We start from the raw sequence: 24,645 nt of genomic DNA, 5'->3' as shown, positions 1-24,645 counted from the left end.
CCGGATGCGCGCACGTTTCGTGTCCCAGGAACCGAGGGCCGGGGACGGGACGTTTTCCCCGTACACCCGGGCCGGGTACGGTCGGGCAGTTCCACACGCGCGTACGAACTCAGGGGGCCCCATGACCACCGCCACCACCCGCAGTGCCGAGCGGCGGATCAGTCCCGTCTTCCTCGGGATCCTGGCCGTCACGGCGGTCACCGGCTGGGCGACCTGGACGGGGTTCGCCGAGCGGCCGGGCGTGGCGGTGTTCCTGTTCGTGACGGCCGCCTGGATCGTGTCCCTGTGTCTGCACGAGTACGCACACGCGCGTACCGCCCTGCACAGCGGTGACATCTCGATCGGGGCGAAGGGGTACCTCACGCTCAACCCGCTGAAGTACACGCACGCCCTGCTCAGCGTCGTGCTGCCGGTGCTGTTCGTGATCATGGGCGGGATCGGTCTGCCCGGCGGTGCCGTCTTCATCGAGCGCGCGCGGATCCGGGGGCGGTGGCGGCACAGTCTGATCTCGGCGGCCGGTCCGCTGACGAACGTGCTGTTCGCGGTGGTGTGCACGGCGCCGTTCTGGCTGGACGCGCTGGACGGCGTGCCGGCCGACTTCCGGTTCGCGCTCGCCTTCCTCGCCCTGCTCCAGGTGTCGGCGGCGATCCTGAACTTCCTTCCGGTGCCCGGTCTGGACGGCTACGGGGTCATCGAGCCCTGGCTGTCGCACGGCGTCAAGCGGCAGGTGGAGCCGTTCGCGCCGTTCGGGCTGCTGTTCGTGTTCGCGCTGCTGTGGGTGCCGTCGGTGAACGGCATGTTCTTCGACCTGGTCGACGCGGTGCTGCGCGGCCTCGGCATCGGCGACTTCGAGACGTACTGCGGTCAGTCGCTGTACCGGTTCTGGGAGGGCACGAACGAGTACTGCGCGATCAGCCGGTGACGTCGGTCCTGGCGGTCCCCGCGGCCCTGCGCAGCTTCTCCCGCTTCAGGTAGTACCAGGTCATGTTGGACGACAGGCCCGCGAGCAGCACCCACACGACGCCGAGGTAGCTGCCCTGGACGAAGGAGACGACCGCCGCGGCCACGGCGAGGACGCAGACGACGAAGGTGTAGAGGGCGAGCCGCCGGGTCGGGCTGGGCGGGGGCACGGGGGACATGGGTCCGGTTCTCCTGTCGGGGGGACACTGCTGGGCCGGCTCCGATGGACCGACTACGACCAGTGTCCCCCATGCGCTCATACGTCCGTGACGCGCAGCCCCGCGTGGGCCTTGTAGCGGCGGTTGACGGAGATCAGGTTGGCGACCAGGGACTCCACCTGGTGGGCGTTGCGCAGCCGGCCGGCGAAGACGCCGCGCATGCCGGGGATACGGCCGGCCAGCGCCTGCACGAGCTCGACGTCGGCCCGCTCCTCGCCCAGCACCATCACGTCGGTGTCGATCTCGTCGATCTCCGGGTCCTGGAGGAGGACCGCCGAGAGGTGGTGGAAGGCGGCGGCGACGCGCGAGTCCGGCAGCAGGGCGGCGGCCTGCTCGGCGGCGCTGCCCTCCTCCGGCTTCAGCGCGTACGCGCCCTTCTTGTCGAAGCCGAGCGGGTTGACGCAGTCGACGACCAGCTTGCCGGCCAGCTCCTCGCGCAGGGACTCCAGGGTCTTGCCGTGGCCGTCCCACGGCACGGCGACGATCACGATGTCGCTGCGGCGCGCGGTCTCGGCGTTGTCGGCGCCCTCGACGCCGTGTCCGATTTCCCCGGCGGCGGCCCGGGCGCGGTCGGCGGCACGCGAACCGATGATCACCTTCTGGCCGGCCCTGGCGAGCCGGTAGGCGAGCCCCTTGCCCTGCGGGCCGGTCCCGCCGAGCACCCCGACGACCAGTCCGGAGACGTCGGGGAGGTCCCACGGGTCCTTGACGGGGGCCTTCGCCGGGGCGGCCGAGGGGGCGTTGTCTGCACTGTCGGTAGAGGTCATGGGCCGACTTTACGTGGGCGTGCGGAGCGGCCCTTCGTCATGTCGGGTGAACGAGGGGCGAACCCAGGGCGGGCGGCGGCCGGTTGCGGCACGATGCGGCCGTATGGACGCCGTACGGGTCGCGCTGCTGCGTGAGGTGCTCGCCGGGACCGAGTGGCTGGGGGCGACCCGCAGGTTCGCCGGGGTGCTGCGCGGGTCGGTCGTGTCGCACGGGGGCGGGTTACTGCTGGTGGGCACGGCGGAGTACGAGCCCTGGCATCTCGCGGCGCATCTGGTGGACGAGGCCGCCTGGTCGGGTACGCCGGAGCTGGCCCCGACCCTCGTGCGGCATGACGCTCGGCCTTCCGACCCGGCGCATCTGGCGGTCGGCCTGGGCCGGATCGAGGCGGCCCGGCGGGGCGAGACGCTGCTGGTGGCGTCGCCGTCGGGCGACGCGCCGCTCCTGGAGCGCGTGTCGGACGCCCGGCGGGCCGGAGTGCTGGTCCTGACCCTCGGTCCCGGCGAGGGCGAGCTGACGGCCCTGGCCCACGAGACGCTGGCCGTGCCGGACGGCTCCGAACTGGACCTGGACACCGTGCAGCACCTGGTGAGCGCGGCCGCCGGCGAGACGCTGCCGCCGAGGCGAGGGCGCCGCCGCTTCGGCGACCGGTTGGCGCACCTCGCGGAACGCCTCACCGCACCGCCCCCTCCCCCCTGGTGACCCGCCGCGGAAAAGCAGTTGCCCCTCGCGCCGCGACCGCCCGAGCATGACCCCTCGTGACCGACGACGATGCCCCCGCCCCCGTCCCTCCCGCTGCCTCCGCCGGTCTGCGTGCCCTGCTTCCCGATCTCGCCCCCTGGCGGGCCTCGCGGGACTTCCGGCGGCTCTGGGTCTCGGGGGCGGTGTCGACCTTCGGGAGCTTCCTGACCTTCGTGGCGCTGCCGGTGCAGGTGAAGGAGCTGACCGGTTCGGCCGCGGCGGTGGGGGCGATCGGGGCCGTGGAGCTGGTGCCGCTCGTGGTGTTCGGGCTGTACGGCGGGGCCCTCGCCGACGCGTGGGACAAGCGGGGGCTCATCGTGTGGACGGAGGCGGGACAGGGGCTGCTCAGCGCGGTGCTGCTGGTCAACGCACTGCTGCCGGGCCCGGCGGTGTGGCCGCTGTACCTCGTCGCCGCCCTTTCGTCCGCCCTCGTCTCCGTGCAGCGGCCCGCGCTGGACTCGCTGTGGCCGCGGATCGTCGCCCACGAGCATCTGCCCGCGGCGACCGCGCTGAACGCCCTGCGGTGGACCGTGGGCGGGGTCGCGGGACCTGCCGTCGCCGGTGTCGTCGTCGCGTACGCGGGTCTCGGCTGGGCCTACGCCGCCGACCTTCTCACCTTCGTGGTGTCGGTCGCCCTCGTCGTCCGTATCGCCGCCTCCCCCGCCGCGTACGAGGCGGCGAAGCCCTCCCTCAGGGCCATCGCCGAGGGCGCCCGGTACGCGTGGGGCCGCAAGGAGCTGCTCGGCACGTACGCCGTCGACCTGGCCGCGATGTTCCTCGCCATGCCGCTGGCCGTGCTGCCGTTCCTCGCCGACGAGCTCGACGCGCAGTGGTCGCTCGGCCTGATGTACGCGTCGGTTCCGGCGGGGGCGCTGGTGGTGAGCCTGACCAGCGGCTGGACCTCGCGGGTGCACCGGCACGGGCGGATGGTGGTGCTGTCGGCCGCGCTGTGGGGCGGGGCGATCGCCGCGGCCGGGCTCGCCGGGAACGTCTGGCTGGTGCTGTTCTGCCTGGCCCTCGCGGGCGCCTTCGACATGGTCAGCGGCATCTTCCGCGGGGTGATGTGGAACCAGACGATCCCGGACGAGCTGCGCGGACGGCTCGCCGGGATCGAGTTGTTGTCCTACTCCGTGGGGCCGACGGTCGGCCAGGTGCGCAGCGGCGGTCTGGCGGCCTGGCTGGGGGTGCGGACGTCCGTCTGGTCGGGCGGGGTGCTCTGCGTGGGCGCGGTGGGACTGCTGGCGCTGTGCCTGCCGGGGCTGATGACGTACGACGTGCGCACGAACGAGCACGCGGCGCGGCTGCGCGCACAGCGGTCGGCAGCCGCGCCGGTCGTGGACGTGTGACCGGACCTGTGTTCCCGCAGGTGACCGGGCCTGTGATCAGGCAGGGTCACCGGGCCCGCGAGCAGGCAGGGGCCGGACCGGGCCCGTGGTCGGACCGGTGATCAGTCGTCGTCGGTGCCGCCGGCCGCCGGGGCGTCGTGCCACTTGGGGTCGTTCTCCCACTGGAGGTTGCGCTCGCGGGCGGTCTGCATCGCGTGCTCGGCCTCCGCGCGGGTGGTGTACGGGCCGAAGCGGTCCTTGGCCGGGCACTCCGGCCCCTCCTCCACCTTCTTGTGCTCCAGGCAGTAGTACCACTCACCCGCTTTGCCTGCGGTCCTCTTCTTGAACAGGGGCATGACGGCTCCTCTCGCCATCGACATGTTCCCCCACAGCCGCTCGTTAGACTCACTGGCATGTCTGGCCAGTCGCTGCTCGTCCCGGGGGAACTGTCCCCCATCCGTTCGGTGCCCGGAAACATCCGCCGCCCCGAGTACGTCGGCAAGCCCGCGCCGACGCCGTACACCGGGCCGGAGGTGCAGACGCCCGAGACGATCGAGGCTATGCGCCGGGCCGGCCGGATCGCCGCGCAGGCGATGGCGGAGGCCGCGAAGCTGATCTCGCCGGGGGTCACCACCGACGAACTCGACAGGGTGGCGCACGAGTACATGTGCGACCACGGCGCCTACCCGTCGACGCTGGGCTACCGGGGCTTCCCGAAGTCCCTGTGCACGAGCGTCAACGAGGTCATCTGTCACGGCATCCCGGACTCGACCGTTCTGCGCGACGGCGACATCGTCAACCTCGACGTGACGGCGTACATCGGCGGGGTGCACGGCGACAACAACGCCACGTACCTGGTCGGGGACGTCGACGAGGAGTCGCGGCTGCTGGTGGAGCGGACCCGGGAGTCCCTCGAGCGGGCGATCAAGGCGGTCAGGCCCGGCCGCCAGATCAACATCATCGGGCGGGTCATCGAGTCGTACGCGAAGCGGTTCGGCTACGGGGTGGTGCGGGACTTCACGGGACACGGGATCAACTCGTCGTTCCACTCCGGGCTGATCATCCCGCACTACGACAGTCCGCACGCGACGACCGTCATCCAGCCCGGGATGACGTTCACCATCGAGCCGATGCTGACGCTCGGCACGCACGAGTACGACATGTGGGACGACGGCTGGACGGTGCTGACCAAGGACCGTAAGCGGACGGCCCAGTTCGAGCACACCCTGGTGGTGACCGAGACGGGGGCGGAGATCCTCACCCTGCCGTAGCCGAGCCGAAGGCCCGTTCCCTGCTGGAGATCGGCAACCCGGCGGCGTTCAAGCGCGGTTACCGGGAACTGCTGGACGGGGTGCGCGCGGACGACCTGGAGAAGCAGCGGATCGTGAGCGAGTGCGGGCGCGCCTTCGCGCTGAACACGGCCGTCTTCCGGGCACTGGGCGCGGAGTTCCCGCTGTCGGCGTGGGCCGGATTCGGCGTGGGCCGGATTCGTGGGCGGACGGACCGGCCCCCTCGCTTCACCGCGAGGGGGCCCGGCGCCGGATCAGAGCCGGGATCAGAACCGGTCGCAGTGCTTGCCGGCCCAGAAGATGTCGGCCGAGACCGTGTCGACCGCGCCGACGTACGGGCTGCAGACACCCTCGTACCCGCCGAAGTGGTGGTGCTCGCGGGGACCCCCGTGGTGCTGGCGAGGACCCTCGTCGGCGGTGGCGGCCGTCGCGCCGGTGGCGGCGAGAGCGATACCCAGGACGGTTGCGGCCAGGACTGAACGGATACGCATGATGTTCCTCTCACGGGACCGAGTGGTCACGCCCAGAGGTCCCCCCTCGTTTCTCCCCGCACACACCACACCACCCGTACGGACCCGTGGCCCTGGCCCGGAGGGCTCAGCGCTCCAGGAACACCCTCCCGCCGACCTCCACCCATCCCTGCGGCTGCGGGGCCGTCAGGATCTGGGAGCCCGCGCCCTGGGTGATGTTCAGGGCGCGGCCCAGCCGCTCGGTGAGCAGGAGCGCCGCCGCGCCCGTCGCCTCGTCCTCGTCGATGCCGTCCTCGCGGGTGGGGAAGCCGCGGGCGCGGATCCGGCCGGCCGGCTCGTCCTCCCAGGCCCAGGCATAGACGGTGCCCCGGATCTCGCCCGGGGGAACTTCCGCCACCGCTCCCCCGCCGGGCGGCGGCACGGGCAGGTCGTCGACCTCGGCGGCGGTGGCGTACTGGCGGAACGTGCACGGCGGGGCCCACTCCGCGCGCGCCTCGATCCAGGTGAACTCACCGTCCAGACGGGTGCCCAGGACGCCGGCCGGTGTGACGAGTTCGGGCACGTCGAGCAGCCAGGCGACGCCGACGCACGAGTGGTCCGCGAAGGGCAGGCGTGCGGTGGGCGTGTAGACGTCGACGATCCCGCGCTCGGGGTCGTCGACGAAGACCGTCTCGCCGAAGCCGAGTTTCGCCGCGAGGTCCTGCCGGTCCCGGCGGTCCGGCAGCACCGAGCCTTCGCGGACCACACCCAGTTCGTTGCCGTAGCCGCCGTTCGGCGCACAGAAGACGCGGAGCACGTCGTAATCAGTCACCGGGAGATTGAAGCACCGTCGGCGGCCTGTCCACGAAACGGAATCTTTGAATCTCCTTTGACCATTCCTTGGGGTCCGTTTTGGGTCGCCGTGATCGGCTCGTGCTCTTACGGCGTCTATGAGAGGTGAATCACTGCACGGACGGGTATTACGCAGGTAAGCCTTGGATAAGTTAGGCGAGGCTCACCAACCCTGTGAGCCGGGTCACGTCAAAATTCAGCCATCGCTGGGAGCCCGAATGCGAGCCGCCAGACTGTCCGTCGTCACCGCCGTCACCGCCGTGACCGCCCTGACCGCCGTCACCGGCTGCACCTCGAAGAGCGACGCGAAGGACGGCGACCGTGTCATCAGCGTGACCGCCGACGACGCCAAGTGCGAGGTCTCCAAGAAGGAGATCTCCGCCGGACACGTCGAACTCGCCATCGAGAACAAGGGCTCCAAGGTCACCGAGGTCTACATCCTCTTCCCGGACGACCGGATCGTCAGCGAGCGGGAGAACATCGGCCCCGGCACCAAGCAGCGGGTCACCGCCGAGGTGAAGGCCGGCGACTACCGGATCGCCTGCAAGCCCGGCATGAAGGGCACCGGCATCCGCCAGGACCTCAAGGTCACCGGCGGCTCGGTCGCCAAGCGTGACCCGCGCCTGGACAAGGCCGTCGCCGCCTACCGCGAGTACGCGCAGGAGCAGGCCGACGCCACGCTGCCGCTCGTCGCGACCTTCGTGAAGGCGGTCAAGGCCGGCGACCTCGAGGCGGCCAAGGCGGCCTACGCGCCCTCCCGCATCGGCTGGGAGCGCACCGAGCCGGTCGCGGAGTCCTTCGGCGACATCGACCCGAAGGTCGACGTCCGCGCGGACGGCCTGGAGGCCGGCCAGACCTGGACCGGCTGGCACCGGCTGGAAAAGGCCCTCTGGCAGGACAAGAAGATCACCGCCACCGAGAAGACCCTCGCCGACCGGCTCACCACCGATCTGACCGACTGGCAGAAGCGGGTCGGCAAGGCCGAGATCACACCGACCTCCATGGCCAACGGCGCCAAGGAACTCCTCGACGAGGTCGCCACCGGCAAGGTCACGGGCGAGGAGGAGGCCTACTCCCACACCGACCTCGTCGACTTCAAGGCGAACGTCGAGGGCGCCGAGAAGGCCTACGAGCTGCTCAAGCCGGTCGCCAAGGCGAACGACGCGGCCCTGGTCACCGAGCTGGACAAGCAGTTCGCCGCGCTGAACACGCTCTTGGACAAGTACCGGCCGAACACGTCCTCGTACGTGTTCACCTCGTACGACAAGGTCGGCGCCGCCGACCGCAAGGAACTGTCCGACGCGGTCAACGCGCTCGCCGAGCCGCTGTCGAAGCTCGCCGCCGCCGTCGCGAAGTAACCGGAGGACCAGGACATGACGGAGACCCAGAGCAGCAGTCCGTCCCGCCGGTCGCTGATCGGCTGGGGCGGTGCGGGCCTCGCGCTCGGCGCCGCCGCGGCGGGCGGCGCGGTGGCGATGACCCGTACCGGTGAGGACGTCGAACCGGCGGGCGCCGACACGGGCGCCGCGGTCGACTTCCACGGCACGTACCAGGCGGGCATCGCCACGCCCGTGCAGGACCGGCTGCACTTCGCCGCGTTCGACGTGACGACCACGGACCGCGCCGAGTTCGTCCGGCTCCTGAAGGACTGGACCGAGGCGGCCCGCCGGATGACCGCCGGGAAGGCGGTCGGCGAGGGCGCGTTCGGCGGTCTCGCCGAGGCGCCGCCGGACGACACCGGCGAGGCCCTGGGGCTCAAGCCGTCCCGGCTGACCCTGACGGTCGGCTTCGGGCCGTCCCTGTTCAAGAAGTTCGACCTCGCCGGCCGGCGGCCCGACGCGCTCGTCGACCTGCCCACGTTCGCCGGGGACGCGCTCGACGCGGCCCGCAGCAACGGCGACCTGTGCGTCCAGGCCTGCGCGGACGATCCGCAGGTCGCCGTGCACGCGATCCGCAACCTGGCCAGGATCGGCATGGGCAAGGTCGTCATCCGCTGGTCGCAACTCGGCTTCGGCAAGACCTCGTCCACGACGCCGGACGCGCAGACCCCGCGCAATCTGATGGGCTTCAAGGACGGCACCCGCAACATCGCGGGCACCGAGACCGACCGGCTGAAGAAGTTCGTGTGGGTCGGCGAGAAGGATGTCGACAAGAACTCCGCCTGGATGACGGGCGGTTCCTACCTCGTCGCCCGCCGGATCCGTATGCACATCGAGACCTGGGACCGCACCTCGCTCCAGGAGCAGGAGGACATCTTCGGCCGCGACAAGGGCGAGGGCGCTCCGGTGGGCAAGGCGAAGGAGCGCGACGAGCCGTTCCTGAAGGCGATGAAGCCCGACGCGCACGTCCGGCTCGCGCACCCGGACTCCAACCACGGGACGACGATCCTGCGCCGCGGCTACTCCTTCACCGACGGCACCGACGGTCTGGGGCGGCTGGAGGCGGGGCTGTTCTTCCTCGCCTACCAGCGTGACGTGCGCGAGGGATTCATCCGCGTGCAGCGCAATCTCGCGACCGACGCGCTCAACGAGTACATCCAGCACGTGGGTTCGGCCGTCTTCGCCGTCCCGCCGGGCGTCCGCGACAAGGACGACTGGTGGGGCCGGACGCTGTTCTCCAAGGAGGCGTAGCCCGTGTTCTCCAACTACCTGATCGGACTGCGCGAGGGCCTGGAGGCCAGCCTCGTCGTCTGCATCCTCATCGCCTACCTGGTGAAGACGGACCGCAGGGACGCGCTGAAGCCGGTGTGGGCCGGTATCGCCATCGCGGTGCTCATCGCGATGGGTTTCGGCTGCGTCCTCGAATTCGGCTCCCAGGAACTGACGTTCCAGGCACAGGAGGCGCTCGGCGGCTCCCTGTCGATCGTCGCGGTCTGTCTGGTGACCTGGATGGTGTTCTGGATGCGGCGCACCGCCAGACACCTCAAGTCCGAGCTGCACGGCAAGCTCGACGCGGCCCTCGCCATGGGCACCGGCGCGCTGGTCGCCACCGCCTTCCTCGCCGTCGGCCGGGAGGGCCTGGAGACGGCCCTGTTCGTGTGGGCGTCGGTGCACGCGGCCGGTGACGGCACCCCGCGCCCGCTGATCGGCGTGGCGTTGGGCCTGGCGACGGCGATCCTGCTGGGCTGGCTGTTCTACCGCGGGGCGCTGAAAATCAACCTGGCGAAGTTCTTCACCTGGACGGGCGGCATGCTCGTCGTGGTGGCCGCGGGCGTGCTGGCGTACGGCGTGCACGACCTCCAGGAGGCCGATCTGATCCCGGGTCTGAACAGCCTGGCCTTCGACATCAGCGGCACGATCCCGCCGGACAGCTGGTACGGCACGCTGCTGAAGGGCGTGTTCAACTTCCAGCCCGATCCGACGGTCCTCCAGGTCACGGTGTGGCTGCTCTACCTGCTCCCGGCACTCGCGCTGTTCCTCGCCCCGGTAGGGTTCGCCTCCGGGAAGGGGAAGGTGAAGTCACCTGATGAGCAGGGAACGCAGCCTGGCGACCGGGGTTCCGCGCAGTCGAAGGCTCCGCAGGCGTGACCGGTACGCACTCGTAGCGGCGTCGCTCACCGCCGTCTCGCTCACGGCGAGCGGCTGCGTGGTGGTCCATGGGGAGCTCGAGCTGCTCCCGGCGGCCACGAGGGCGGAGGCCGTGAAGGCGGTCGAGCGGTTCACCGCCGCGTACAACAAGGCCGATGCGGCGTACGACAGTTCCCTGGACGCCGAGTACACCACCGGCGCCCTCGGGATCATCGACGAGGCGCGGTTGAAGGCGGGCCACGTCACCGACCCGGACGGCAACCCGGATCACGAGCCGCTGGTGTTGTCGGACGTGAAGTACACGATCGTCGAGAAGGCGGGCTGGCCGCGCTGGTTCGTCGCCGACGCGAAGGGCAGCAAGGGCGGCGACTCGCGCTGGCTGATGGTGTTCACCCGGGGCGGGCTGTCGGAGCCGTGGCAGGCGACGTACCTGACGCTGGTGGCGCCGGGCTCGGTACCGCGGTTCGAGCAGGACGGCGCCGACGGTCTCGCCGAGGCCGTGCCGGCCGATTCCGCCGAACTGGCCGTCGCGCCCGGGGACCTGAGCAAGGACTACACGGCGTACCTGCAGAGCGGCAAAGGCGCGTTCGCGGACGGCGCTCACACCAACACGCTGCGCTCGACGCGGGCGAAGAACGCCACCAAGCCGGGTCTGGCCACGCAGTACATCGATCAGCCGCTGACCGGCGGCGACTACGCGCCGCTGGCGCTGCGCACCGCGGACGGCGGGGCGCTGGTGTTCTTCACCACCCACCACTACATGAAGCAGACGGCCGCGGCGGGCGCCACCGTGCCCACCCCGAACAAGAACGTGGCCGCGCTGACGACCGGCGAGATCAAGCAGTCGCTGACGATGGAGTTCGTCGCCAACGAGATCGCCCTGACCCCGCCGAAGGGCTCGGGAACCGGCAAGGTGTCGATGCTCAGCCGGCTGGAGGGCCTGACAGCGGCCAAGGGAGCGTGAGCGCTCCGCTGGGTGCGGTTGGCTCCGCCGGGTGCGGTTGGCTCCGCCGGGTGCGGTTGGCTCCGCCGGGTGCGGTTGGCTCCGCCGGGTGCGGTTCTTCGGCTGCGGGCCGGTGGGGGCTGGTCGCGCAGTTCCCCGCGCCCCTGAAGATCGCGCACCTGGCCAGTGCCGGGAGAGCCAGGCCGGATGCGGTTTCTCGGCTGCGGGCCGGTGGGGGTTGGTCGCGCAGTTCCCCGCGCCCCTGACAGGGCGCGATCGCGCGGCCCATGTGACCGCGAGGCCCAGGGGCCGGAGGACAGGCCGGGGGCGGGTTCTCGGCTGCGGGCCGGTGGGGGTTGGTCGAGTAGTTCCCCGCGCTCCTGACAGGGCGCGATCGCGCGGCCGATGTGACGGCGGGGCCTAGTGGCCGGAGGGCCAGGCGGTGTTCGCGTGGTCGGGTTCCTGGCCGGCGTGGCGGGCGCAGGCGTCCGTGAGGGTTTCGAGGAGGGTCAGGGGGTCCGGCAGCGGGTGCTCGGGGCCGCGCAGCCAGTGGACGGTGCGGCCGTCGTCGCCCGGGAGCCGGGCGGGCGGTACCAGGACGTAGGAGCCACGGCAGTGCCAGCGCAGGCCGGGGTGCTCGTCCATGGTCTCCGGGTGGCAGTCCAGCTCGCACGGCCACCACTCGTCCTCGTCCTCGGGGGTGCCGCGGGTGAGGGTGAAGAAGAGCATGCGGCCGTCGTCGCTCTCGGCGACCGGGCCGACCTCGATGCCGGAGTCGAGCAGCCGCTCCAGGGCCTGTCGGCCCGCCTCCAGCGGCACGTCGAGGACGTCGTGCGTCATGCCGGTGGCGGTGATGAAGTTGGCCTGCGGCTCGTGACGGGCCCAGCGTTCGATCTGCGCGCGGTCGGTGGTGGACTGCGTCTGCCAGGCGAAGGACACCGGGTGCCGGGCGGGGGTCGGACAGCCGACCCGGTCGCAGGAGCATCCGTAGCCGGGGGCCGGGTGCGCGGCGGGCGCGAGCGGGAGTCCCGCTCCGGCGGCGGCCAGCAGCAGGGCCTCACGGCCGCCTTCGTCGGCGGCTTCCGTCGGGCCGCTCGCGCGCAGCCACTCCGAGAGTTTGCCCCACAGGCCGGTCCGGCCGCCGAACTCCGCGCTCATCTGTCCCCTCGCCTCGCTGTGGTGCGGACAGCATGCCTCATGCTCCCACCATCCTGCGCATCGGGGGGCCGGAGCCGTGAATCGGGGCAGGTGGGACGGGTGGGGTCAGAGTGACCTATGTGCGGCACGGTCACCTGGGTGCGAGGCCGTGGAGGGCGTAGTCGACGAGGGTGTCGGTGTACTCGTAGGAGATCGGGCCCGTGTGCTGGAGCCAGCGCTGGGCCAGCGGGGAGATGAAGAACTCGAGGGCGATGCGCGGGTCGAGGTCGGCGCGGACCTGGCCGGCCTGCTGGGCGGAGCGCAGCCGGTCGACGTACAGCTGGATGGACGGTTCCATCAGCTTGGCCGTGAACTCGCGGCCGACCTGCTCGTTGACCACACCCTCGGCGGCCAGGGCCCGGGAGGGCGCCTCGAACCTGGGGTCGGTGAGCTGGTCGACGGTGGCCCGCAGGACGGCCTTGATGTCGGCTGCCAGATCGCCGGTGTCGGGGATGACGTAGGGCTCCCGGTCCGAAGCCCCGGCGTCCCGCACCGCCTGTTCACTGAGGTCCAGGAACGCCTCCAGCAGCACGTCGGCCTTGGACCCCCACCAGCGGTAGATGGTCTGCTTGCCGACGCCCGCGCGGGCGGCGACGCCCTCGATCGTGGTCTTCGGGTAGCCGGCCTCCGCGACGAGGGCGAGGGCGGCGTCGTAGATGGCGCGCCTGGACCGCTCGCTGCGGCGGGCGGTGTCGGGGACCGGCTTTCCGGGCTGGGTGACCATGGGTCGACGGTACCAAGCGGGTGAGACGGGACGTCTCGTGAACTGTTACGCGTCTTCCCCGGGGTAGCGCACCCCGATCCGCTCCCGGACCGCGTCGAGGGTCCGCATGACCGCGAGGCTGCCGTCGAGCGGGATCAGCGGGGACTCGGTCTCGCCGGCCCGCAGCGCGCGCATGACCTCGCGGGCCTCGTGCCGGAACGTCGTACGGGGTCCGTCGGCCGGGTCGGCGGCGAACTCCTCCGGGTCACGCCCGGCGCGGTGCAGGACGAGGCGGTCGGGGTGGAAGAAGCCGGCCGGGATGTCGATGCGGCCGCGGGAGCCGGTGACGGATGCGGTGGTGCCCGTACCGCCGACGAGGGAGCAGTGGAGGGTGGCGAGCGCGCCCGAGTCCCAGGACAGCGCCAGGGCCGTCTGGAGGTCCACGCCCTCGGCGGAGAGGACGGCCTGGGCGGCGATGCCCGAGGGCTCACCGAGCAGCAGGTGGGCGAAGGAGACCGGGTAGACGCCGAGGTCGAGGAGGGCGCCGCCGCCCTGGGCGGGGTCGCGCAGCCGGTGCGAGGGCGGGAAGGGGCCTTCGAGGCCGAAGTCGGCCTGCACGGTGCGGACCTCGCCGATCGCGCCGTCGTCGACGAGGGCCTTGAGGCGGCGGACGACCGGGTTGCAGTACATCCACATGGCTTCCATGAGGAAACGGTCGTGCTCCCGGGCCAGTGCGACCAGTTCCTCGGCCTCGCGCACGTTCAGCGTGAAGGCCTTCTCGCACAGCACGTTGCGCCCGGCCTCCAGACAGAGTCCGGCGGCGGCGCGGTGGGCGGAGTGCGGGGTGGCGACGTAGACGACATCGATGTCCTCGTCGGCGGCGAGCGCGGCCCAGTCGCCGTAGGCCCGGGGTATGCCGAACCGGTCGGCGAACGCCTTCGCGGAGGCCTCGGAGCGCGAGGCGACCGCGACGACCTCCGCGTCGGGCAGGTCGATCAGGTCCGCCGTGAACGCGGCGGCGATACCGCCGGTCGCCAGAATCCCCCACCGCACCGTGTCCGTCGTCATACCCTGCCCCGCCCTCGTGCCGTCCCAGCAGTGTGTCCGAGCTGAGAGCATAGGTCGCACAGATGTCGGAGAGGGAGGGGCGGCCGGATGCCGGAGGGTGGGGCCATGTCCGACGCGGCGCGGCGGGCCGTGACGGACCGGGGCACGAGCACGGGCGAGGGATCGGGGCCGGGCCTGCCCGCCCGGCGCCGGGCGGGGCTGCTCGTCACCCTCGTGCTGGGCGGTCTGACGGCCACTCCCCCGCTCTCGATGGACATGTACCTCCCGGCGCTGCCCGAGGTGACCCGGTCCCTGCACGCGCCCGCCGCGACCGTGCAGCTCACCCTGACCGCGTGTCTGGCCGGTATGGCGCTGGGGCAACTGGTGGTCGGCCCGATGAGCGACCGGTGGGGGCGCAGACGCCCGCTGCTCGCCGGACTCGCCGTCTACGTCGTGGCGACCGCCCTGTGCGCCCTCGCGCCCACCGTCGAGCTGCTGGTCGCCTGCCGGCTGGTGCAGGGACTCGCGGGCGCGGCCGGGATCGTGATCGCGCGGGCCGTCGTACGCGATCTGTACGACGGCATGGCCATGGCCCGGTTCTTCTCCACCCTGATGCTGATCTCCGGGGTCGCCCCGGTCGTGGCGCCGCTGATCGGCGCGCAGATCCTGCGGGCGACGGACTGGCGGGGCGTGTTCCTGCTCCTCACGGGTGTGGGCCTGCTGCTGGCCGTGGTGGTGTGGACCAGGCTCCCGGAGACACTGCCCGCCGCCGGGCGTCACGCGGGCGGGGTCGGCGAGGCCCTGCGCTCGATGCGCCGGCTGCTCGGCGACCTGCCCTTCACCGGCTACGTGCTCACGGGCGCTTTCGCCTTCGCCGCGCTGTTCGCGTACATCAGCGCCTCGCCGTTCGTGGTCCAGGAGATCTACGGCGCCTCCCCGCAGACGTTCGGCCTGCTGTTCGGCGCGAACTCGATCGGGCTGGTACTGATCGGCCAGGTCAACGGCAGGGTGCTGGTGGGCCGGGTCCGGCTCGACCGGGTCCTGGCCGTCGGTCTCTGCGTGGTCGTGCTGGCCGCGACCGCGCTGCTGCTGATGACGACGGGCGTGTTCGGCGAGGTCGGGCTGGCCCCGGTGGCCGCCGCGCTCTTCGTCCTGATGTCCGCGATGGGCGTCACCCTGCCGAACGCGCAGACCCTCGCCCTGACGCGGGTCCGGCACTCCGCCGGTTCCGCCTCCGCGCTCCTCGGTACGTCCTCCTTCCTCATCGGCGCGATCGCCTCGCCGCTCGTCGGGATCGCCGGCGAGCACACGGCCGTCCCGATGGCCGTCGTCCAGTTGGCCGCCGCACTGGTGGCGCTGGCCTGCTTCATGGGAATGTGCCGTCCCTGGACGAAGGCGGGCGCGGAGGACGGAGGTCTGCGCGCCCGGGCGACGCCGAGAGCGGAGGAAGTGAACTGAGCGCACCGAAGCTGCGCGTCGACACACCGGAACGGGCCGGGCTCGACCCGGAGGAGACGCGGTTCCTCGTCCGCGACGTCGTGGACGTCACCACCGGCGACCGGCCCTGGGCCGCGGGCGCCGTGGTGGTCGCCGGGCGCGGCCCGGTGATCGCCGTGCACGAGGCGGCGGGCTGGGCGGTCCGGTACTCGGCGTACGACCCTGCGGCCGACGCGGGGGTGGAGCTCCCGGCGGCGGCGCGGATCCCGATGACCGTCGACACGCCCTTCGACCTGGCCTCCCTCACCAAGCTGTTCACGTCGGTCGCGGCGGTGCAGCAGATCGAGCGCGGCACCCTCGGCATCGACGCGCGGGTGGGCGCCTATCTGCCCGACTTCCACGCGGCCGCCGCCCATGACATCACCGTCCGCCAGCTCCTCACCCACACCTCCGGACTGCGCCCCGAGCTGCCTCTGTACGACTGTGCGGACGACACCCGGCGCTGGGACCTGCTGCGCGCGGAGGCACCGGTGGGCGCACCGGGCACCTACGTGTACTCGGACCTGAACATGCTGCTGCTCCAGCGGCTCCTGGAGCGGCTGACCGGCCGCACGCTGGACGTCCTGGTGCGGGAGGGCATCACCCGTCCGCTGGGCATGACCTCGACCGACTTCGGGCCGTGCCCCGGCGCGGCGGCGACCGAGGACCAGCGGCGGCCGTGGGCGAAGGCGGACCGGGGGATGCTGCGGGGTGTGGTGCACGACGAGAACGCCTGGGCGCTGGGCGGGGTGGCCGGCCACGCGGGCCTGTTCTCCACGGGCGGCGACCTCGCGGTGTTCTGCCGCACCCTGCTGGCGGGCGGTTCGTACGGTCCCGCCCGCATCCTCGGCCCCGACTTCGTGGAACTGCTGCTGACCCCGCCGGGGCTGGGTTTCGCGGTGGACCAGCCGTGGTTCATGGGCGAGCTGGCGGGCGAGGGCGCGGTGGGGCACACGGGGTTCACGGGTACCTCGCTGGTGCTCGACCCGGCGACGGACACGTTCGTGGTGCTGCTGGCGAACACCGTGCATCCGGTGCGCAGAACGCCGGACAGCTCGCCGCGGGCGCTGGCGGGGACACGGATGGCGATGGCGGTGCGGTGAGGACCGGGTCCGGGGTCCGGTCCGGGATCGGGTTCGGTCCGGTCCGGGAGCGGGAGCGGGTTCGAGATCGGGTCCGGTCCGGGATCGGGTTCGAGGTCGGGTCCGGTCCGGGAACGGGTTCGAGATCGGGGCCGGTCCGGGAGCGGGGCCGGTCCGGTCCGGGAGCGGGTTCGAGATCGGGGCCGGTCCGGGAGCAGGACCGATCCGGGAGCAGGACCGGGAGCGGGACCGGGAGCGGGACCTGAGAAAATCGCGGGGTGAACCTCTCCGTTTCCCCCGCCGAGACCCTCCGTACCGCCCTCGGAGAACTCCTCGACGGGCTGCCGCCGAAGCAGGCCGGGCAGGCCGTCGAGCGGCTCATCGCCAACTACCGGGGCGCCACCCCGACCGACGCCCCCATCCTGCGCGACCGCGCGGACGTGGCCGCGTACGCCGCGTACCGGATGCCGGCGACCTTCGAGGCGGTGCGGTCGGCGCTGGAGTCCTTCGCGGACGCCGTGCCCCAGTGGTCGCCGGGCAGTCATGTGGACGTCGGCGGCGGCACGGGCGCGGCGACCTGGGCGGTGAACTCCACCTGGGCCGGGCCCCGCCCGGTCACCGTGCTCGACTGGGCGGAGCCCGCCCTGGCCCTCGGCCGCGAGATCGCCGCCGCGAACCCGGCGCTGCGCGGCGCCCGCTGGCAGCGCGCCCGCATCGGCACGGCGCTCACCCTGGACCCCACCGACCTGGTCACCGTCTCGTACGTCCTCAACGAGCTGGCCGCCCCCGACCGGGCCGCGCTCGTGGACACCGCCGCGTCGGCCGCGCAGGCCGTGGTGATCGTCGAGCCGGGCACCCCGGACGGCTACGCCCGGGTGATCGAGGCCCGCGACCGGCTGATCGCCGCCGGGTTCCGGGTCGCCGCGCCCTGTCCGCACAGCGCGGCCTGTCCGATCGTGCCGGGCACGGACTGGTGCCACTTCTCGGCGCGGGTCAGCCGCTCCTCGCTGCACCGGCAGGTCAAGGGCGGCTCCCTGCCCTACGAGGACGAGAAGTTCAGCTACGTGGCGGCCGCCCGCTTCCCCGTCACCCCGGCCGCCTCCCGCGTCGTCCGGCGACCGCAGATCCGCAAGGGCCAGGTGCTCCTCGACCTGTGCGAGCCCGAGGAGCGGCTGAGCCGTACGACGGTGACGAAACGCCACGGCGAGCTGTACAGGGCGGCGCGGGACGCCGACTGGGGCGACACCTGGCCGCCGGCCCCGTGAACCCCGTGACTGCGGTGCGTCTTAGGCGGGCTTGAGCCCTTGGTCGCCGACCTCCGTCACGAAGGACGCGGCCGTGGTGAGGGGGGCGCCCTGCCTGGTGACATAGGGGACCGTCTTGAAGTCGGCGCGGGCGAGCTCGCGGCCGAGGGAGACGGTCGCGTAGCCGCGCAGGCCGTTGTAGAACCGCAGGTGCGGGTTGGCGGCCATGAAGGTGGCCCAGTTGGCGGGTCTCTCCGAGCCGTTGCCGCCGCTGGAGATCGACGAGGTGACGATCTCCGTGCCGAGCGTCTTCGACGCCTGGTCCGCGAAGTCGCGCTTGATGTCGAAGCCGTAGTGCACATGGACGTCGCCGGTGAGGACCATCAGGTTCTCGACGCCGGCGGCCTGTGCGCCCGCCAGGATCCGCTCGCGGGAGGCCGGATAGCCGTCCCAGGAGTCCATCGAGACCTGGGAGGGCACGGCGGTGGAGTTGTACCGCCGGGCGAAGGTGACCTGCTGCGGGACGACGTTCCACCGGGCGCGCGAGCGGTGCCAGCCGTCGATCAGCCACCGCTCCTGGGCGTCGCCGGTGAGGGTGCGGGCCGGGTTCTCGGAGTCGGGCCCGGGGAACTGCCAGCCGTCGCCGTACGCCTGGTCGGACCGGTACTGGCGGGTGTCGAGGACGTCGAGCTGGGCGAGCCGGCCCCAGTGCAGGCGCCGGTAGAGGCGGAGGTCGGGGCCGTCGGGGAGCTGCGGGCGGCGCAGCGGCTGGTTCTCCCAGTACGCGCGGTAGGCGGCGGCCCGGCGGATCAGGAACTCCTCGGCGGGGTCGTCGTTCTCCGACACCGCGCCCGCGTAGTTGTTCTCGGTCTCGTGGTCGTCCCAGGTGACGACGAACGGGTGGGCTGCGTGCGCGGCCAGCAGGTCGGGGTCGGACTTGTACAGCGCGTACTTGAGCCGGTAGTCGTCCAGGGTCACCATCTCGTGGCCGTAGACGGCGGGCACGGTCCCGGCCGGGTAGGCGCGGGCGCCGCCCACACCGCTGACGGCGTACTCGTAGAGGTAGTCGCCCAGGTGCAGGACGACGTCCACGTCGTCCTCGGCGAGGTGTTTGTACGCGGTGAAGTAGCCCTGGTCGTAGCGCTGGCAGGAGACCACGCCGAGGGTGAGGGCGGACGGCGCGGCGCCGAGGCCGGGGGCGGTCCGCGTGCGGCCGGTACGGCTGATCCAGGCGCCCGCCCTGAAGCGGTAGTAGTACTCGCGGTCGTTCTCGAGGCCGTCGACCTGGACGTGCACGCTGTGGCCGAACTCCGGGTGCGCGAGCGTGCTGCCGCGCCTGACGGGCCGGCGGAACCTCTCGTCGCGGGCCAGCTCCCAGCGGACGGTGACACGCTCGGCGGGCAGCCCGCCGTCCGCCTGGTACGGGGCGGGCGCGAGGCGTGTCCACAGGAGGACGGAACCGGGCTGGGGGTCACCGGAGGCGACGCCGAGGGTGAAGGGGTCGGCGGTGAGCCGCGCCGGGTCGAGTTCGGCGGCGGCCGCGGTGCCGGCGGCGGGCAGGTTCACCGCGAAGGCGAGCGCGGCGGCGGCCGCGGTGCCGGTGAGGAACCGGCGGCGCCCCAAGTGACGTGCGGTGGCGCGGAGTTCGGGGGTGTACGGGGACTGGCGTGCTGCGGGTGTCATTCCGGTCCTCCCCTGGGAAATGGCTGCACCATGCATTGGAGTGGTCGAGGGCGACCCAGGGAAGTCGTCAGATTGGCGGGTACACAACAGTCGCATGGCGGACGCACGCGTTCCGTATACCGGATCCGAGGGATGCGGCCTCCCGTACGCCGCGGGCCCATGAATGCCGAGATCACCGAGATCACCGAGATCACCGACCGAAGCGAAGACCTGATCACCGACCGGACCGCCGGCCGGACCGCCGGGCCGACGAAGATCGCGCTCGTCACCGGTGCCGGTTCCGGGATCGGGCGGGCGGTGTCCGTGGAACTGCTGCGCTCAGGCTGGTCGGTTGCACTGGCGGGGCGGCGTACCGAGACCCTGGAGGCGACGGCCGCGCTGTGCCCGAGGGCCCGAGTCTCGCCGTACGGACGGACGTCTCACGCCCGGAGGAGGTGGCGACCCTCTTCGACGCCGTGCGCGAGCGCTTCGGGCGGCTGGACCTGCTGTTCAACAACGCGGGCACGTTCGGGCCGGGTGGCGTGCCGTTCGAGGAACTGTCCTACGACGCCTGGCGGCACGTGGTGGACACCAACCTCAACGGGGCGTTCCTGTGCGCGCAGGGGGCGTACCGGCAGATGAAGGGGCAGAAATCCCCGGGGCGGCCGGATCATCAACAACGGGTCCGTCTCGGCGCACACGCCCCGCCCGCTCTCCGCGCCCTACACGGCGACCAAGCACGCCCTCACCGGTCTGACGAAGTCCCTTTCGCTGGACGGCCGGGCGCACGGCATCGCGGTCGGGCAGATCGACGTCGGGAACGCGGCCACCGACATGACGGCGCGGATGCGGACGGGCGCGTTGCAGGCGAACGGCGAGGTCGCGCCGGAACCGGTGATGGACGTCGCCGATGTGGCGCGCACGGTGCGGCACATGGCGGAGCTGCCCCTGGAGGCGAACGTGCAGTTCGCGACGGTGCCGGCGACCGCGATGCCGTACGTGGGGCGGGGCTGAGGGACCGGCCGAGGGAGGGCCTGAGGACGACAACGGGGGCGGCGGCGCAGACGGGGGCGCAGGCAGGGGCGCAGACGGGGGCGCAGGCGGGGGCGCAGGCGGGAACGTGACGGGGCCGTGGGTGGCACCTCGGTTGCCCACAGGTAGTCAACTCCTCAACCTGCACAAGCGGAGTTTTATCGTCCGCACCATTGCGGCCGATGGCGGACCTATGCTCAACTCTTCTACACAAACCCTTCACACTTGCAGCACGACAGTTCCGTACGGGACGACCGAAAGCCACATTCCGGGAGGGGGAGGGGCACCCGTCCCACGGCGCCGGGTGGGGGTGGACCTCGCTGGGACCGCGAGGTGCGCACCGGCGCCGTGGGACGGCTGCCCCATCGTCAACCGGCGGGCGGCGCCTCACCGGTAGCGGGCGGCTGATCGCCGGTACGGGACCGCTCCACAGCGGTACGGCGCCTGCGTCGCAGCGCGTACGCCCCGCCCGCGGCCAGCGCCAGCCCTCCCGCGGCCCCGCCGAGCACCCCCCAGCCACCCGGGCCGCCGCCCGCCGACGAGGCCTCCGCCCCGGCGTGCGGTGCCTTGCCTGCGGACGACCCGCTCGCCCTGGTCCCGCCCTCGCTCAACGCCTCGACCAGCGTCCCCACCGCCCGCACCGAACTCCCCTGCGCGAAGCCCCAGTCGAGCAGCGCCGCCGACTCCTCGTAGACGGCGTTGTGGCCGCTCTTCGGATGCAGCACGGTGACGACGAGGGTGCGGCCCGCGCGGGTCGCGGCGCCGGTGAAGGTGTTCCCGGCGTTGCTGGTGAAGCCGTTCTTCACACCGATCATGCCCGGGTACGGAGTCACCCCGTACGTGCCCGACAGCAGCCGGTCGGTGTTCTCGATCCGGAAGGTCTTCCCGCCCCCGGCCGGGAAGGGGACGGCCCTGGTGCCGCAGTAGGCGCGGAAGTCGGCGTTGCGCAGCCCGTGCCGGGCGAAGAGGGCGAGGTCGTAGGCGGAGGACAACTGTCCCTTGTGGTCGTACCCGTCGGGGCTGACGACATGGGTGTCGAGCGCCTGGAGATCGGCCGCCCTCGCCTGCATCTCGGCGACCGTCCTCGCGACCCCGCCGTTCATCAGGGCGAGCACCTGCACGGCGTCGTTGCCCGAGCGCAGGAACACGCCCTGCCACAACTGCTCGACGGTGTAAGTGATTCCGGCCTTCACGCCGACGAGACTGGAGCCGGACGGGATGCCGGCCAGGTCCGCGTCGGTCACCAGACGGCGCTCGGTGCGCTCGAACCTGCCCAGCAGGGTGTCCGCGAACAGCATCTTCAGCGTGGAGGCGGGGGCGAGCCGCAGATGCGCGCGATAGGAGGCGAGCACCTCGCCGCTGTCCTGGTCGGCCAACAGCCAGGCCCGGGCGGTCAGCCCCTTCGGCAGGGCGGTGCCCCCGTCGACCTGGACGCCGTCGGCGACGAGCCGCGCGCCGCCGACCACCACGTCGGACGCGGCGGCGGCCGGCCCTGCGACGAGCGGTGCGGCGGTCAGTGGCGCGGCGGCCGCGAGGGCCAGCAGGGAGCGCCGGGACAGGCGCGGCGACGGGCCCGGGGAGGGGCGGGCGAATGCGTGCACTGCGGGACCGTACAAGGGGGTTCGGGGAAAAAGGAAGTCCCCACTCAACCCCTGTCACCTGGGAAAAGCCCCTCCGGAGCCTAGGAATCAGCTGTCTCAAGGAATTCTGATCCGGGCGCTCGCATTCTCAGTCCTTACACATCTTTTACTCAGGATGACTCAAAGGTTTCTCCCTAAGTTGTGGCCGCGCCCACAGCGGGCGCCAAGAACCTTAGGGAACGGGATGTTTGGCATCTATCTCAAGCGTGAACTGGGCCGGCGCAAGAAGGCCGCCCTGGTCATCGCACTGGGTCTGGCGCTCGGAATCGCGCTGGTCATCACCGTCAACTCGGTGTCGGCCGGCATGACGCAGGCGCAGGACAAGGTCCTGCAGTCGCTGTACGGCCTCGGCACCGACATGACCGTCACCAAAGCCCGCACGGCTCCCACCGCGAACAGTTCCGGGGGCCCCAGATTCGAGTTCGACGCGTCGGCCGACGGCGACGACGACGCGGAGCAGAGCTCGGACCGGGTGACGACCCAGGGCGGTCAGGCCCTGAAGGCCGCGCTCGTCGCCCAGGTCGCCGACCAGAAGGGCGTGGCGGCCGCGGTCGGCGCCCTCACCCTGAACGTCACCAAGGTCGACGGCTCCTTCACCCAGGGCAAGGCGCAGAGCTCCACCAGCGGAAGCAGCGGCAACGGCGGCCAGGGCGGCCCCGGCGGCGGCAACGGCGGCGGGTCCACCGCGGCCCCGCAGGTGCAGGGCGGCGGCGCCTCGTTCGACGTCAACTCGTACTCCGTGGCCGGCGTCGACGTCACCGACCAGGACCTCGGCCCGCTGGCGAGCTCCAAGATCACCTCAGGCGTGACGTTCACCTCGGCGCAGACCGACGCCAAGGTCGCCGTCGTCAGCAAGTCGTACGCGAAGGAGAAGTCGTACAAGGTCGGGTCGACGCTGACGATCTCCAGCACCAAGTACAAGATCATCGGCATCGCCACGCCCGACAGCAGCGACTCCACCACCGACGTCTACCTGCCGCTGAAGCAGGCACAGACCCTCGGTGACGCGGCGAGCCAGGTCACCACGATCTACGTCAAGGCGACCGACTCCAAGCAGATCGACACCGTCAAGGCGACGATCCAGAAGAACATCTCCGGTACGACGGTCACCACCTCCGCCGACCTGGCCGAGACGGTCTCCGGTTCCCTCTCCACCGCCTCGAACCTGGCGACCAGCGTCGGCAAGTGGCTGTCGATAGCCGTCCTCGTCGCCGCGTTCCTGGTGGCCGCGCTGCTCACCTCCTCGGCGGTCTCCCGCCGGGTGCGCGAGTTCGGCACCCTGAAGGCACTCGGCTGGCCGAGCCGCCGGGTGACCCGGCAGGTCGTCGGCGAGTCCATGGTCAACGGCCTCCTCGGCGGCGCCCTCGGTATCGCCCTGGGTCTGGCGGCCGCGTACACGGTGACCGCGATCAGCCCGAAGCTGACCGCCGAGCTCGGCAACACCGGCGGCGGCGGTGGCATGGGCGGCGGCCCGGGCGGCGGCGGCCCCGGTCAGCAGTCCGCGTCGAACACGATGGAGATCGCCCTCTCGGCCCCCGTCTCCGTCACCACGATCGCGATCGCGGTGGGCCTGGCGATCGCCGGCGGTCTGATCGCCGGCGCGATGGGCGGCTGGCGCGCCTCCCGTATGCGCCCGGCGGACGCCCTGCGCAGCGTCGCCTGACCCGCGCCCGGCCGCGCCCCGACCAGTCGTCACACCTCCCGTCGCCTCCCTCACGGAGCAGACGGAGAACACGGAGAACCCGGAGATCCCATGTACAACCTCACCGGCGTCACCAAGCGCTACACGCGCGGCAAGGAGACGGTCGAGGCGCTGCGCGGCATCGACCTCACGATCGCGGACGGCGACCAGCTCGTCATCCAGGGCCCGACGGGCGGCGGCAAGTCGACGCTGCTCCAGATGATCGGCGGCCTCGACCGCCCGTCCGAGGGCAGCGTCGAGCTGGACGGCGTCGACCTCGCGCGCGTCAGCGAGGCGAAGCTGACCCGGCTGCGCGCCGAGAAGATCGGCATCATCTTCCAGTCGTTCAACCTCATCCCGACGCTGACCGCGCAGGAGAACGTCGAGACGGCGCTCGTCCCGCTCGGGGTGAAGTCGGCGGAGCGGCGTGAGCGGGCGGCGGAGGCCCTGCGCTCGGTCGGCCTGGGCGAGCGCCTCACGCACGCCCCGGCGGAACTCTCCGGCGGCCAGCAGCAGCGCGTCGCGATCGCCCGCGCGCTGGTCAAGAAGCCGAAGGTGCTGCTCGCCGACGAGCCCACCGGCAACCTCGACGAGGGCATGCGCGACGAGATCATGGAGGTCCTCGAAGGCCTGTGGCACGAGTACGGGCTGACGTTCATCATGGTCACCCATGACTCGTCGATCGCCCGCCGGGCCCCGCGCCTGGCCACGATCAAGGCCGGTCAGCTCACGCTGACGGAACAGGCGGCCGCCCGCTCCTGGTGAGCTGCCGCAGCCCGAGGGGCCGTTCACCGCCTGCCCGGCGGTGAACC

At 72.0% G+C, this 24,645-nt stretch carries 23 protein-coding genes and 2 pseudogenes; 15 read left to right on the top strand and 10 right to left on the bottom strand.

All coding sequences use genetic code 11. The features are described from left to right. Nucleotides 1-121 precede the first annotated feature (121 nt). Nucleotides 122-922, top strand: a complete 801-nt coding sequence (locus ACFWBB_RS35775) for a site-2 protease family protein (RefSeq protein WP_385281245.1) — start codon at nt 122-124, stop codon at nt 920-922. On the opposite strand, the gene ACFWBB_RS35770 is transcribed toward ACFWBB_RS35775, so the two are convergent. Together ACFWBB_RS35770 and npdG are read right to left on the bottom strand one after the other, a co-directional pair. Continuing rightward, entirely contained in the window at nt 912-1,139 is a 228-nt protein-coding gene (locus ACFWBB_RS35770; RefSeq protein ID WP_385281243.1) for a hypothetical protein, read from the bottom strand. The genes ACFWBB_RS35775 and ACFWBB_RS35770 overlap by 11 nt on opposite strands. Before the next feature lie 77 nt (nt 1,140-1,216). Continuing rightward, on the bottom strand, nt 1,217-1,945 hold the full coding sequence (npdG, locus tag ACFWBB_RS35765; protein ID WP_385281240.1) for an NADPH-dependent F420 reductase: 729 nt from the start codon (nt 1,943-1,945) through the stop codon (nt 1,217-1,219). 103 nt (nt 1,946-2,048) lie between these two features. On the opposite strand from npdG, the gene ACFWBB_RS35760 reads away from it, so the two are divergent. Next, nucleotides 2,049-2,645, top strand: a complete 597-nt coding sequence (locus tag ACFWBB_RS35760; protein ID WP_385281237.1) for a hypothetical protein — start codon at nt 2,049-2,051, stop codon at nt 2,643-2,645. A 56-nt stretch (nt 2,646-2,701) separates the two neighbouring features. After that, nucleotides 2,702-4,030: an MFS transporter gene (locus ACFWBB_RS35755; protein ID WP_385281234.1), complete on the top strand. Its 1,329-nt coding sequence runs from the start codon at nt 2,702-2,704 to the stop codon at nt 4,028-4,030. A 101-nt stretch (nt 4,031-4,131) separates the two neighbouring features. Here ACFWBB_RS35755 and ACFWBB_RS35750 read toward each other — a convergent pair whose 3' ends face one another. Further along, a complete protein-coding gene (locus ACFWBB_RS35750; protein WP_385281231.1) occupies nt 4,132-4,365 on the bottom strand; it encodes a hypothetical protein in 234 nt (77 codons plus the stop codon). A 57-nt stretch (nt 4,366-4,422) separates the two neighbouring features. Here ACFWBB_RS35750 and map point away from each other — a divergent pair, with 57 nt between their 5' ends. Both map and ACFWBB_RS35740 read left to right on the top strand, forming a co-directional pair. Continuing rightward, the gene (map, locus tag ACFWBB_RS35745; RefSeq protein ID WP_307162974.1) at nt 4,423-5,280 is read left to right on the top strand and encodes a type I methionyl aminopeptidase; all 858 of its coding nucleotides are present in this window, start codon (nt 4,423-4,425) and stop codon (nt 5,278-5,280) included. Nucleotides 5,281-5,306: 26 nt separating this feature from the next. Then, a pseudogene (locus tag ACFWBB_RS35740) lies at nt 5,307-5,471 on the top strand (biliverdin-producing heme oxygenase); the annotation flags it as partial. A gap of 93 nt (nt 5,472-5,564) precedes the next feature. Here the strand turns inward: ACFWBB_RS35740 and ACFWBB_RS35735 are convergent. Together ACFWBB_RS35735 and ACFWBB_RS35730 are read right to left on the bottom strand one after the other, a co-directional pair. After that, nucleotides 5,565-5,789, bottom strand: a complete 225-nt coding sequence (locus ACFWBB_RS35735; protein ID WP_385281228.1) for a hypothetical protein — start codon at nt 5,787-5,789, stop codon at nt 5,565-5,567. A 106-nt stretch (nt 5,790-5,895) separates the two neighbouring features. Continuing rightward, nucleotides 5,896-6,579 (bottom strand): PhzF family phenazine biosynthesis protein, encoded by a 684-nt coding sequence (locus ACFWBB_RS35730; protein WP_385281225.1) that lies wholly within the window; start codon nt 6,577-6,579, stop codon nt 5,896-5,898. Between the two features lie 238 nt (nt 6,580-6,817). Between ACFWBB_RS35730 and efeO the strand changes: the two genes are divergently transcribed. The 4 genes from efeO to ACFWBB_RS35710 are packed head-to-tail and all read left to right on the top strand — an operon-like array spanning nt 6,818 to nt 11,090. Next, nucleotides 6,818-7,957: an iron uptake system protein EfeO gene (gene efeO / locus ACFWBB_RS35725; RefSeq protein ID WP_385281223.1), complete on the top strand. Its 1,140-nt coding sequence runs from the start codon at nt 6,818-6,820 to the stop codon at nt 7,955-7,957. Nucleotides 7,958-7,972: 15 nt separating this feature from the next. Continuing rightward, nucleotides 7,973-9,229: an iron uptake transporter deferrochelatase/peroxidase subunit gene (efeB, locus tag ACFWBB_RS35720; RefSeq protein ID WP_385281220.1), complete on the top strand. Its 1,257-nt coding sequence runs from the start codon at nt 7,973-7,975 to the stop codon at nt 9,227-9,229. A gap of 3 nt (nt 9,230-9,232) precedes the next feature. Next, a complete protein-coding gene (gene efeU / locus ACFWBB_RS35715; protein ID WP_385281218.1) occupies nt 9,233-10,126 on the top strand; it encodes an iron uptake transporter permease EfeU in 894 nt (297 codons plus the stop codon). Beyond that, nucleotides 10,065-11,090 carry a hypothetical protein gene (locus ACFWBB_RS35710; RefSeq protein WP_385281215.1) on the top strand — a complete coding sequence of 342 codons (1,026 nt, stop codon included), beginning with the start codon at nt 10,065-10,067 and terminating at the stop codon, nt 11,088-11,090. Before efeU ends, ACFWBB_RS35710 begins: the two co-directional genes overlap by 62 nt. A gap of 399 nt (nt 11,091-11,489) precedes the next feature. Here ACFWBB_RS35710 and ACFWBB_RS35705 read toward each other — a convergent pair whose 3' ends face one another. The 3 genes from ACFWBB_RS35705 to ACFWBB_RS35695 all read right to left on the bottom strand — a co-directional run bounded on the left by ACFWBB_RS35705 (nt 11,490) and on the right by ACFWBB_RS35695 (nt 14,037). Continuing rightward, entirely contained in the window at nt 11,490-12,227 is a 738-nt protein-coding gene (locus ACFWBB_RS35705; RefSeq protein WP_385281212.1) for a bifunctional DNA primase/polymerase, read from the bottom strand. A gap of 130 nt (nt 12,228-12,357) precedes the next feature. After that, nucleotides 12,358-12,990: a TetR/AcrR family transcriptional regulator gene (locus tag ACFWBB_RS35700; RefSeq protein WP_385281209.1), complete on the bottom strand. Its 633-nt coding sequence runs from the start codon at nt 12,988-12,990 to the stop codon at nt 12,358-12,360. Nucleotides 12,991-13,035: 45 nt separating this feature from the next. Continuing rightward, the gene (locus tag ACFWBB_RS35695; protein ID WP_385281207.1) at nt 13,036-14,037 is read right to left on the bottom strand and encodes a Gfo/Idh/MocA family protein; all 1,002 of its coding nucleotides are present in this window, start codon (nt 14,035-14,037) and stop codon (nt 13,036-13,038) included. A gap of 87 nt (nt 14,038-14,124) precedes the next feature. Here ACFWBB_RS35695 and ACFWBB_RS35690 point away from each other — a divergent pair, with 87 nt between their 5' ends. The 3 genes from ACFWBB_RS35690 to ACFWBB_RS35680 all read left to right on the top strand — a co-directional run bounded on the left by ACFWBB_RS35690 (nt 14,125) and on the right by ACFWBB_RS35680 (nt 17,839). Then, the gene (locus ACFWBB_RS35690; RefSeq protein ID WP_385281204.1) at nt 14,125-15,474 is read left to right on the top strand and encodes a multidrug effflux MFS transporter; all 1,350 of its coding nucleotides are present in this window, start codon (nt 14,125-14,127) and stop codon (nt 15,472-15,474) included. Continuing rightward, nucleotides 15,402-16,595, top strand: coding sequence for a serine hydrolase domain-containing protein (locus ACFWBB_RS35685; protein WP_385281269.1), 1,194 nt, complete (start codon nt 15,402-15,404; stop codon nt 16,593-16,595). Before ACFWBB_RS35690 ends, ACFWBB_RS35685 begins: the two co-directional genes overlap by 73 nt. Nucleotides 16,596-16,852: 257 nt before the next feature. Next, nucleotides 16,853-17,839 (top strand): small ribosomal subunit Rsm22 family protein, encoded by a 987-nt coding sequence (locus ACFWBB_RS35680; RefSeq protein ID WP_385281202.1) that lies wholly within the window; start codon nt 16,853-16,855, stop codon nt 17,837-17,839. Between the two features lie 21 nt (nt 17,840-17,860). Here ACFWBB_RS35680 and ACFWBB_RS35675 read toward each other — a convergent pair whose 3' ends face one another. Next, nucleotides 17,861-19,501 carry an alkaline phosphatase D family protein gene (locus tag ACFWBB_RS35675; RefSeq protein WP_385281199.1) on the bottom strand — a complete coding sequence of 547 codons (1,641 nt, stop codon included), beginning with the start codon at nt 19,499-19,501 and terminating at the stop codon, nt 17,861-17,863. A 159-nt stretch (nt 19,502-19,660) separates the two neighbouring features. Between ACFWBB_RS35675 and ACFWBB_RS35670 the strand changes: the two are divergent. Next, nucleotides 19,661-20,494: pseudogene (locus tag ACFWBB_RS35670) on the top strand (SDR family oxidoreductase). Nucleotides 20,495-20,880: 386 nt separating this feature from the next. Here ACFWBB_RS35670 and ACFWBB_RS35665 read toward each other — a convergent pair. Further along, the gene (locus ACFWBB_RS35665) at nt 20,881-22,113 is read right to left on the bottom strand and encodes a D-alanyl-D-alanine carboxypeptidase family protein (RefSeq protein ID WP_385281196.1); all 1,233 of its coding nucleotides are present in this window, start codon (nt 22,111-22,113) and stop codon (nt 20,881-20,883) included. A 223-nt stretch (nt 22,114-22,336) separates the two neighbouring features. On the opposite strand from ACFWBB_RS35665, the gene ACFWBB_RS35660 reads away from it, so the two are divergent. Both ACFWBB_RS35660 and ACFWBB_RS35655 read left to right on the top strand, forming a co-directional pair. Beyond that, nucleotides 22,337-23,815, top strand: a complete 1,479-nt coding sequence (locus tag ACFWBB_RS35660; RefSeq protein ID WP_385281193.1) for an ABC transporter permease — start codon at nt 22,337-22,339, stop codon at nt 23,813-23,815. Nucleotides 23,816-23,905: 90 nt separating this feature from the next. Continuing rightward, nucleotides 23,906-24,598: an ABC transporter ATP-binding protein gene (locus tag ACFWBB_RS35655; RefSeq protein WP_385281190.1), complete on the top strand. Its 693-nt coding sequence runs from the start codon at nt 23,906-23,908 to the stop codon at nt 24,596-24,598. The last annotated feature ends 47 nt before the right edge of the window (nt 24,599-24,645 follow it).

This window comes from Streptomyces sp. NPDC060000, assembly GCF_042737375.1.
GTDB lineage: Bacteria > Actinomycetota > Actinomycetes > Streptomycetales > Streptomycetaceae > Streptomyces.
The sequence above is the reverse complement of the archived record's forward strand: the minus strand, read 5'-3'. Positions and strand labels throughout refer to the sequence as shown.

What these genes read in the sequence shown, in the direction of transcription:
- ACFWBB_RS35655 (WP_385281190.1), top strand. Translation starts at nt 23,906, where the DNA reads ATGTACAACCTCACCGGCGTCACCAAGCGCTACACGCGCGGCAAGGAG.
- map (WP_307162974.1), top strand. Translation starts at nt 4,423, where the DNA reads ATGTCTGGCCAGTCGCTGCTCGTCCCGGGGGAACTGTCCCCCATCCGT.
- ACFWBB_RS35690 (WP_385281204.1), top strand. Translation starts at nt 14,125, where the DNA reads ATGCCGGAGGGTGGGGCCATGTCCGACGCGGCGCGGCGGGCCGTGACG.
- ACFWBB_RS35675 (WP_385281199.1), bottom strand. Translation starts at nt 19,501, where the DNA reads ATGACACCCGCAGCACGCCAGTCCCCGTACACCCCCGAACTCCGCGCC.
- ACFWBB_RS35775 (WP_385281245.1), top strand. Translation starts at nt 122, where the DNA reads ATGACCACCGCCACCACCCGCAGTGCCGAGCGGCGGATCAGTCCCGTC.
- npdG (WP_385281240.1), bottom strand. Translation starts at nt 1,945, where the DNA reads ATGACCTCTACCGACAGTGCAGACAACGCCCCCTCGGCCGCCCCGGCG.
- ACFWBB_RS35710 (WP_385281215.1), top strand. Translation starts at nt 10,065, where the DNA reads ATGAGCAGGGAACGCAGCCTGGCGACCGGGGTTCCGCGCAGTCGAAGG.
- ACFWBB_RS35760 (WP_385281237.1), top strand. Translation starts at nt 2,049, where the DNA reads ATGGACGCCGTACGGGTCGCGCTGCTGCGTGAGGTGCTCGCCGGGACC.
- ACFWBB_RS35750 (WP_385281231.1), bottom strand. Translation starts at nt 4,365, where the DNA reads ATGCCCCTGTTCAAGAAGAGGACCGCAGGCAAAGCGGGTGAGTGGTAC.
- efeB (WP_385281220.1), top strand. Translation starts at nt 7,973, where the DNA reads ATGACGGAGACCCAGAGCAGCAGTCCGTCCCGCCGGTCGCTGATCGGC.
- ACFWBB_RS35660 (WP_385281193.1), top strand. Translation starts at nt 22,337, where the DNA reads ATGTTTGGCATCTATCTCAAGCGTGAACTGGGCCGGCGCAAGAAGGCC.
- ACFWBB_RS35695 (WP_385281207.1), bottom strand. Translation starts at nt 14,037, where the DNA reads ATGACGACGGACACGGTGCGGTGGGGGATTCTGGCGACCGGCGGTATC.
- ACFWBB_RS35705 (WP_385281212.1), bottom strand. Translation starts at nt 12,227, where the DNA reads ATGAGCGCGGAGTTCGGCGGCCGGACCGGCCTGTGGGGCAAACTCTCG.
- efeO (WP_385281223.1), top strand. Translation starts at nt 6,818, where the DNA reads ATGCGAGCCGCCAGACTGTCCGTCGTCACCGCCGTCACCGCCGTGACC.
- ACFWBB_RS35700 (WP_385281209.1), bottom strand. Translation starts at nt 12,990, where the DNA reads ATGGTCACCCAGCCCGGAAAGCCGGTCCCCGACACCGCCCGCCGCAGC.
- ACFWBB_RS35770 (WP_385281243.1), bottom strand. Translation starts at nt 1,139, where the DNA reads ATGTCCCCCGTGCCCCCGCCCAGCCCGACCCGGCGGCTCGCCCTCTAC.
- ACFWBB_RS35735 (WP_385281228.1), bottom strand. Translation starts at nt 5,789, where the DNA reads ATGCGTATCCGTTCAGTCCTGGCCGCAACCGTCCTGGGTATCGCTCTC.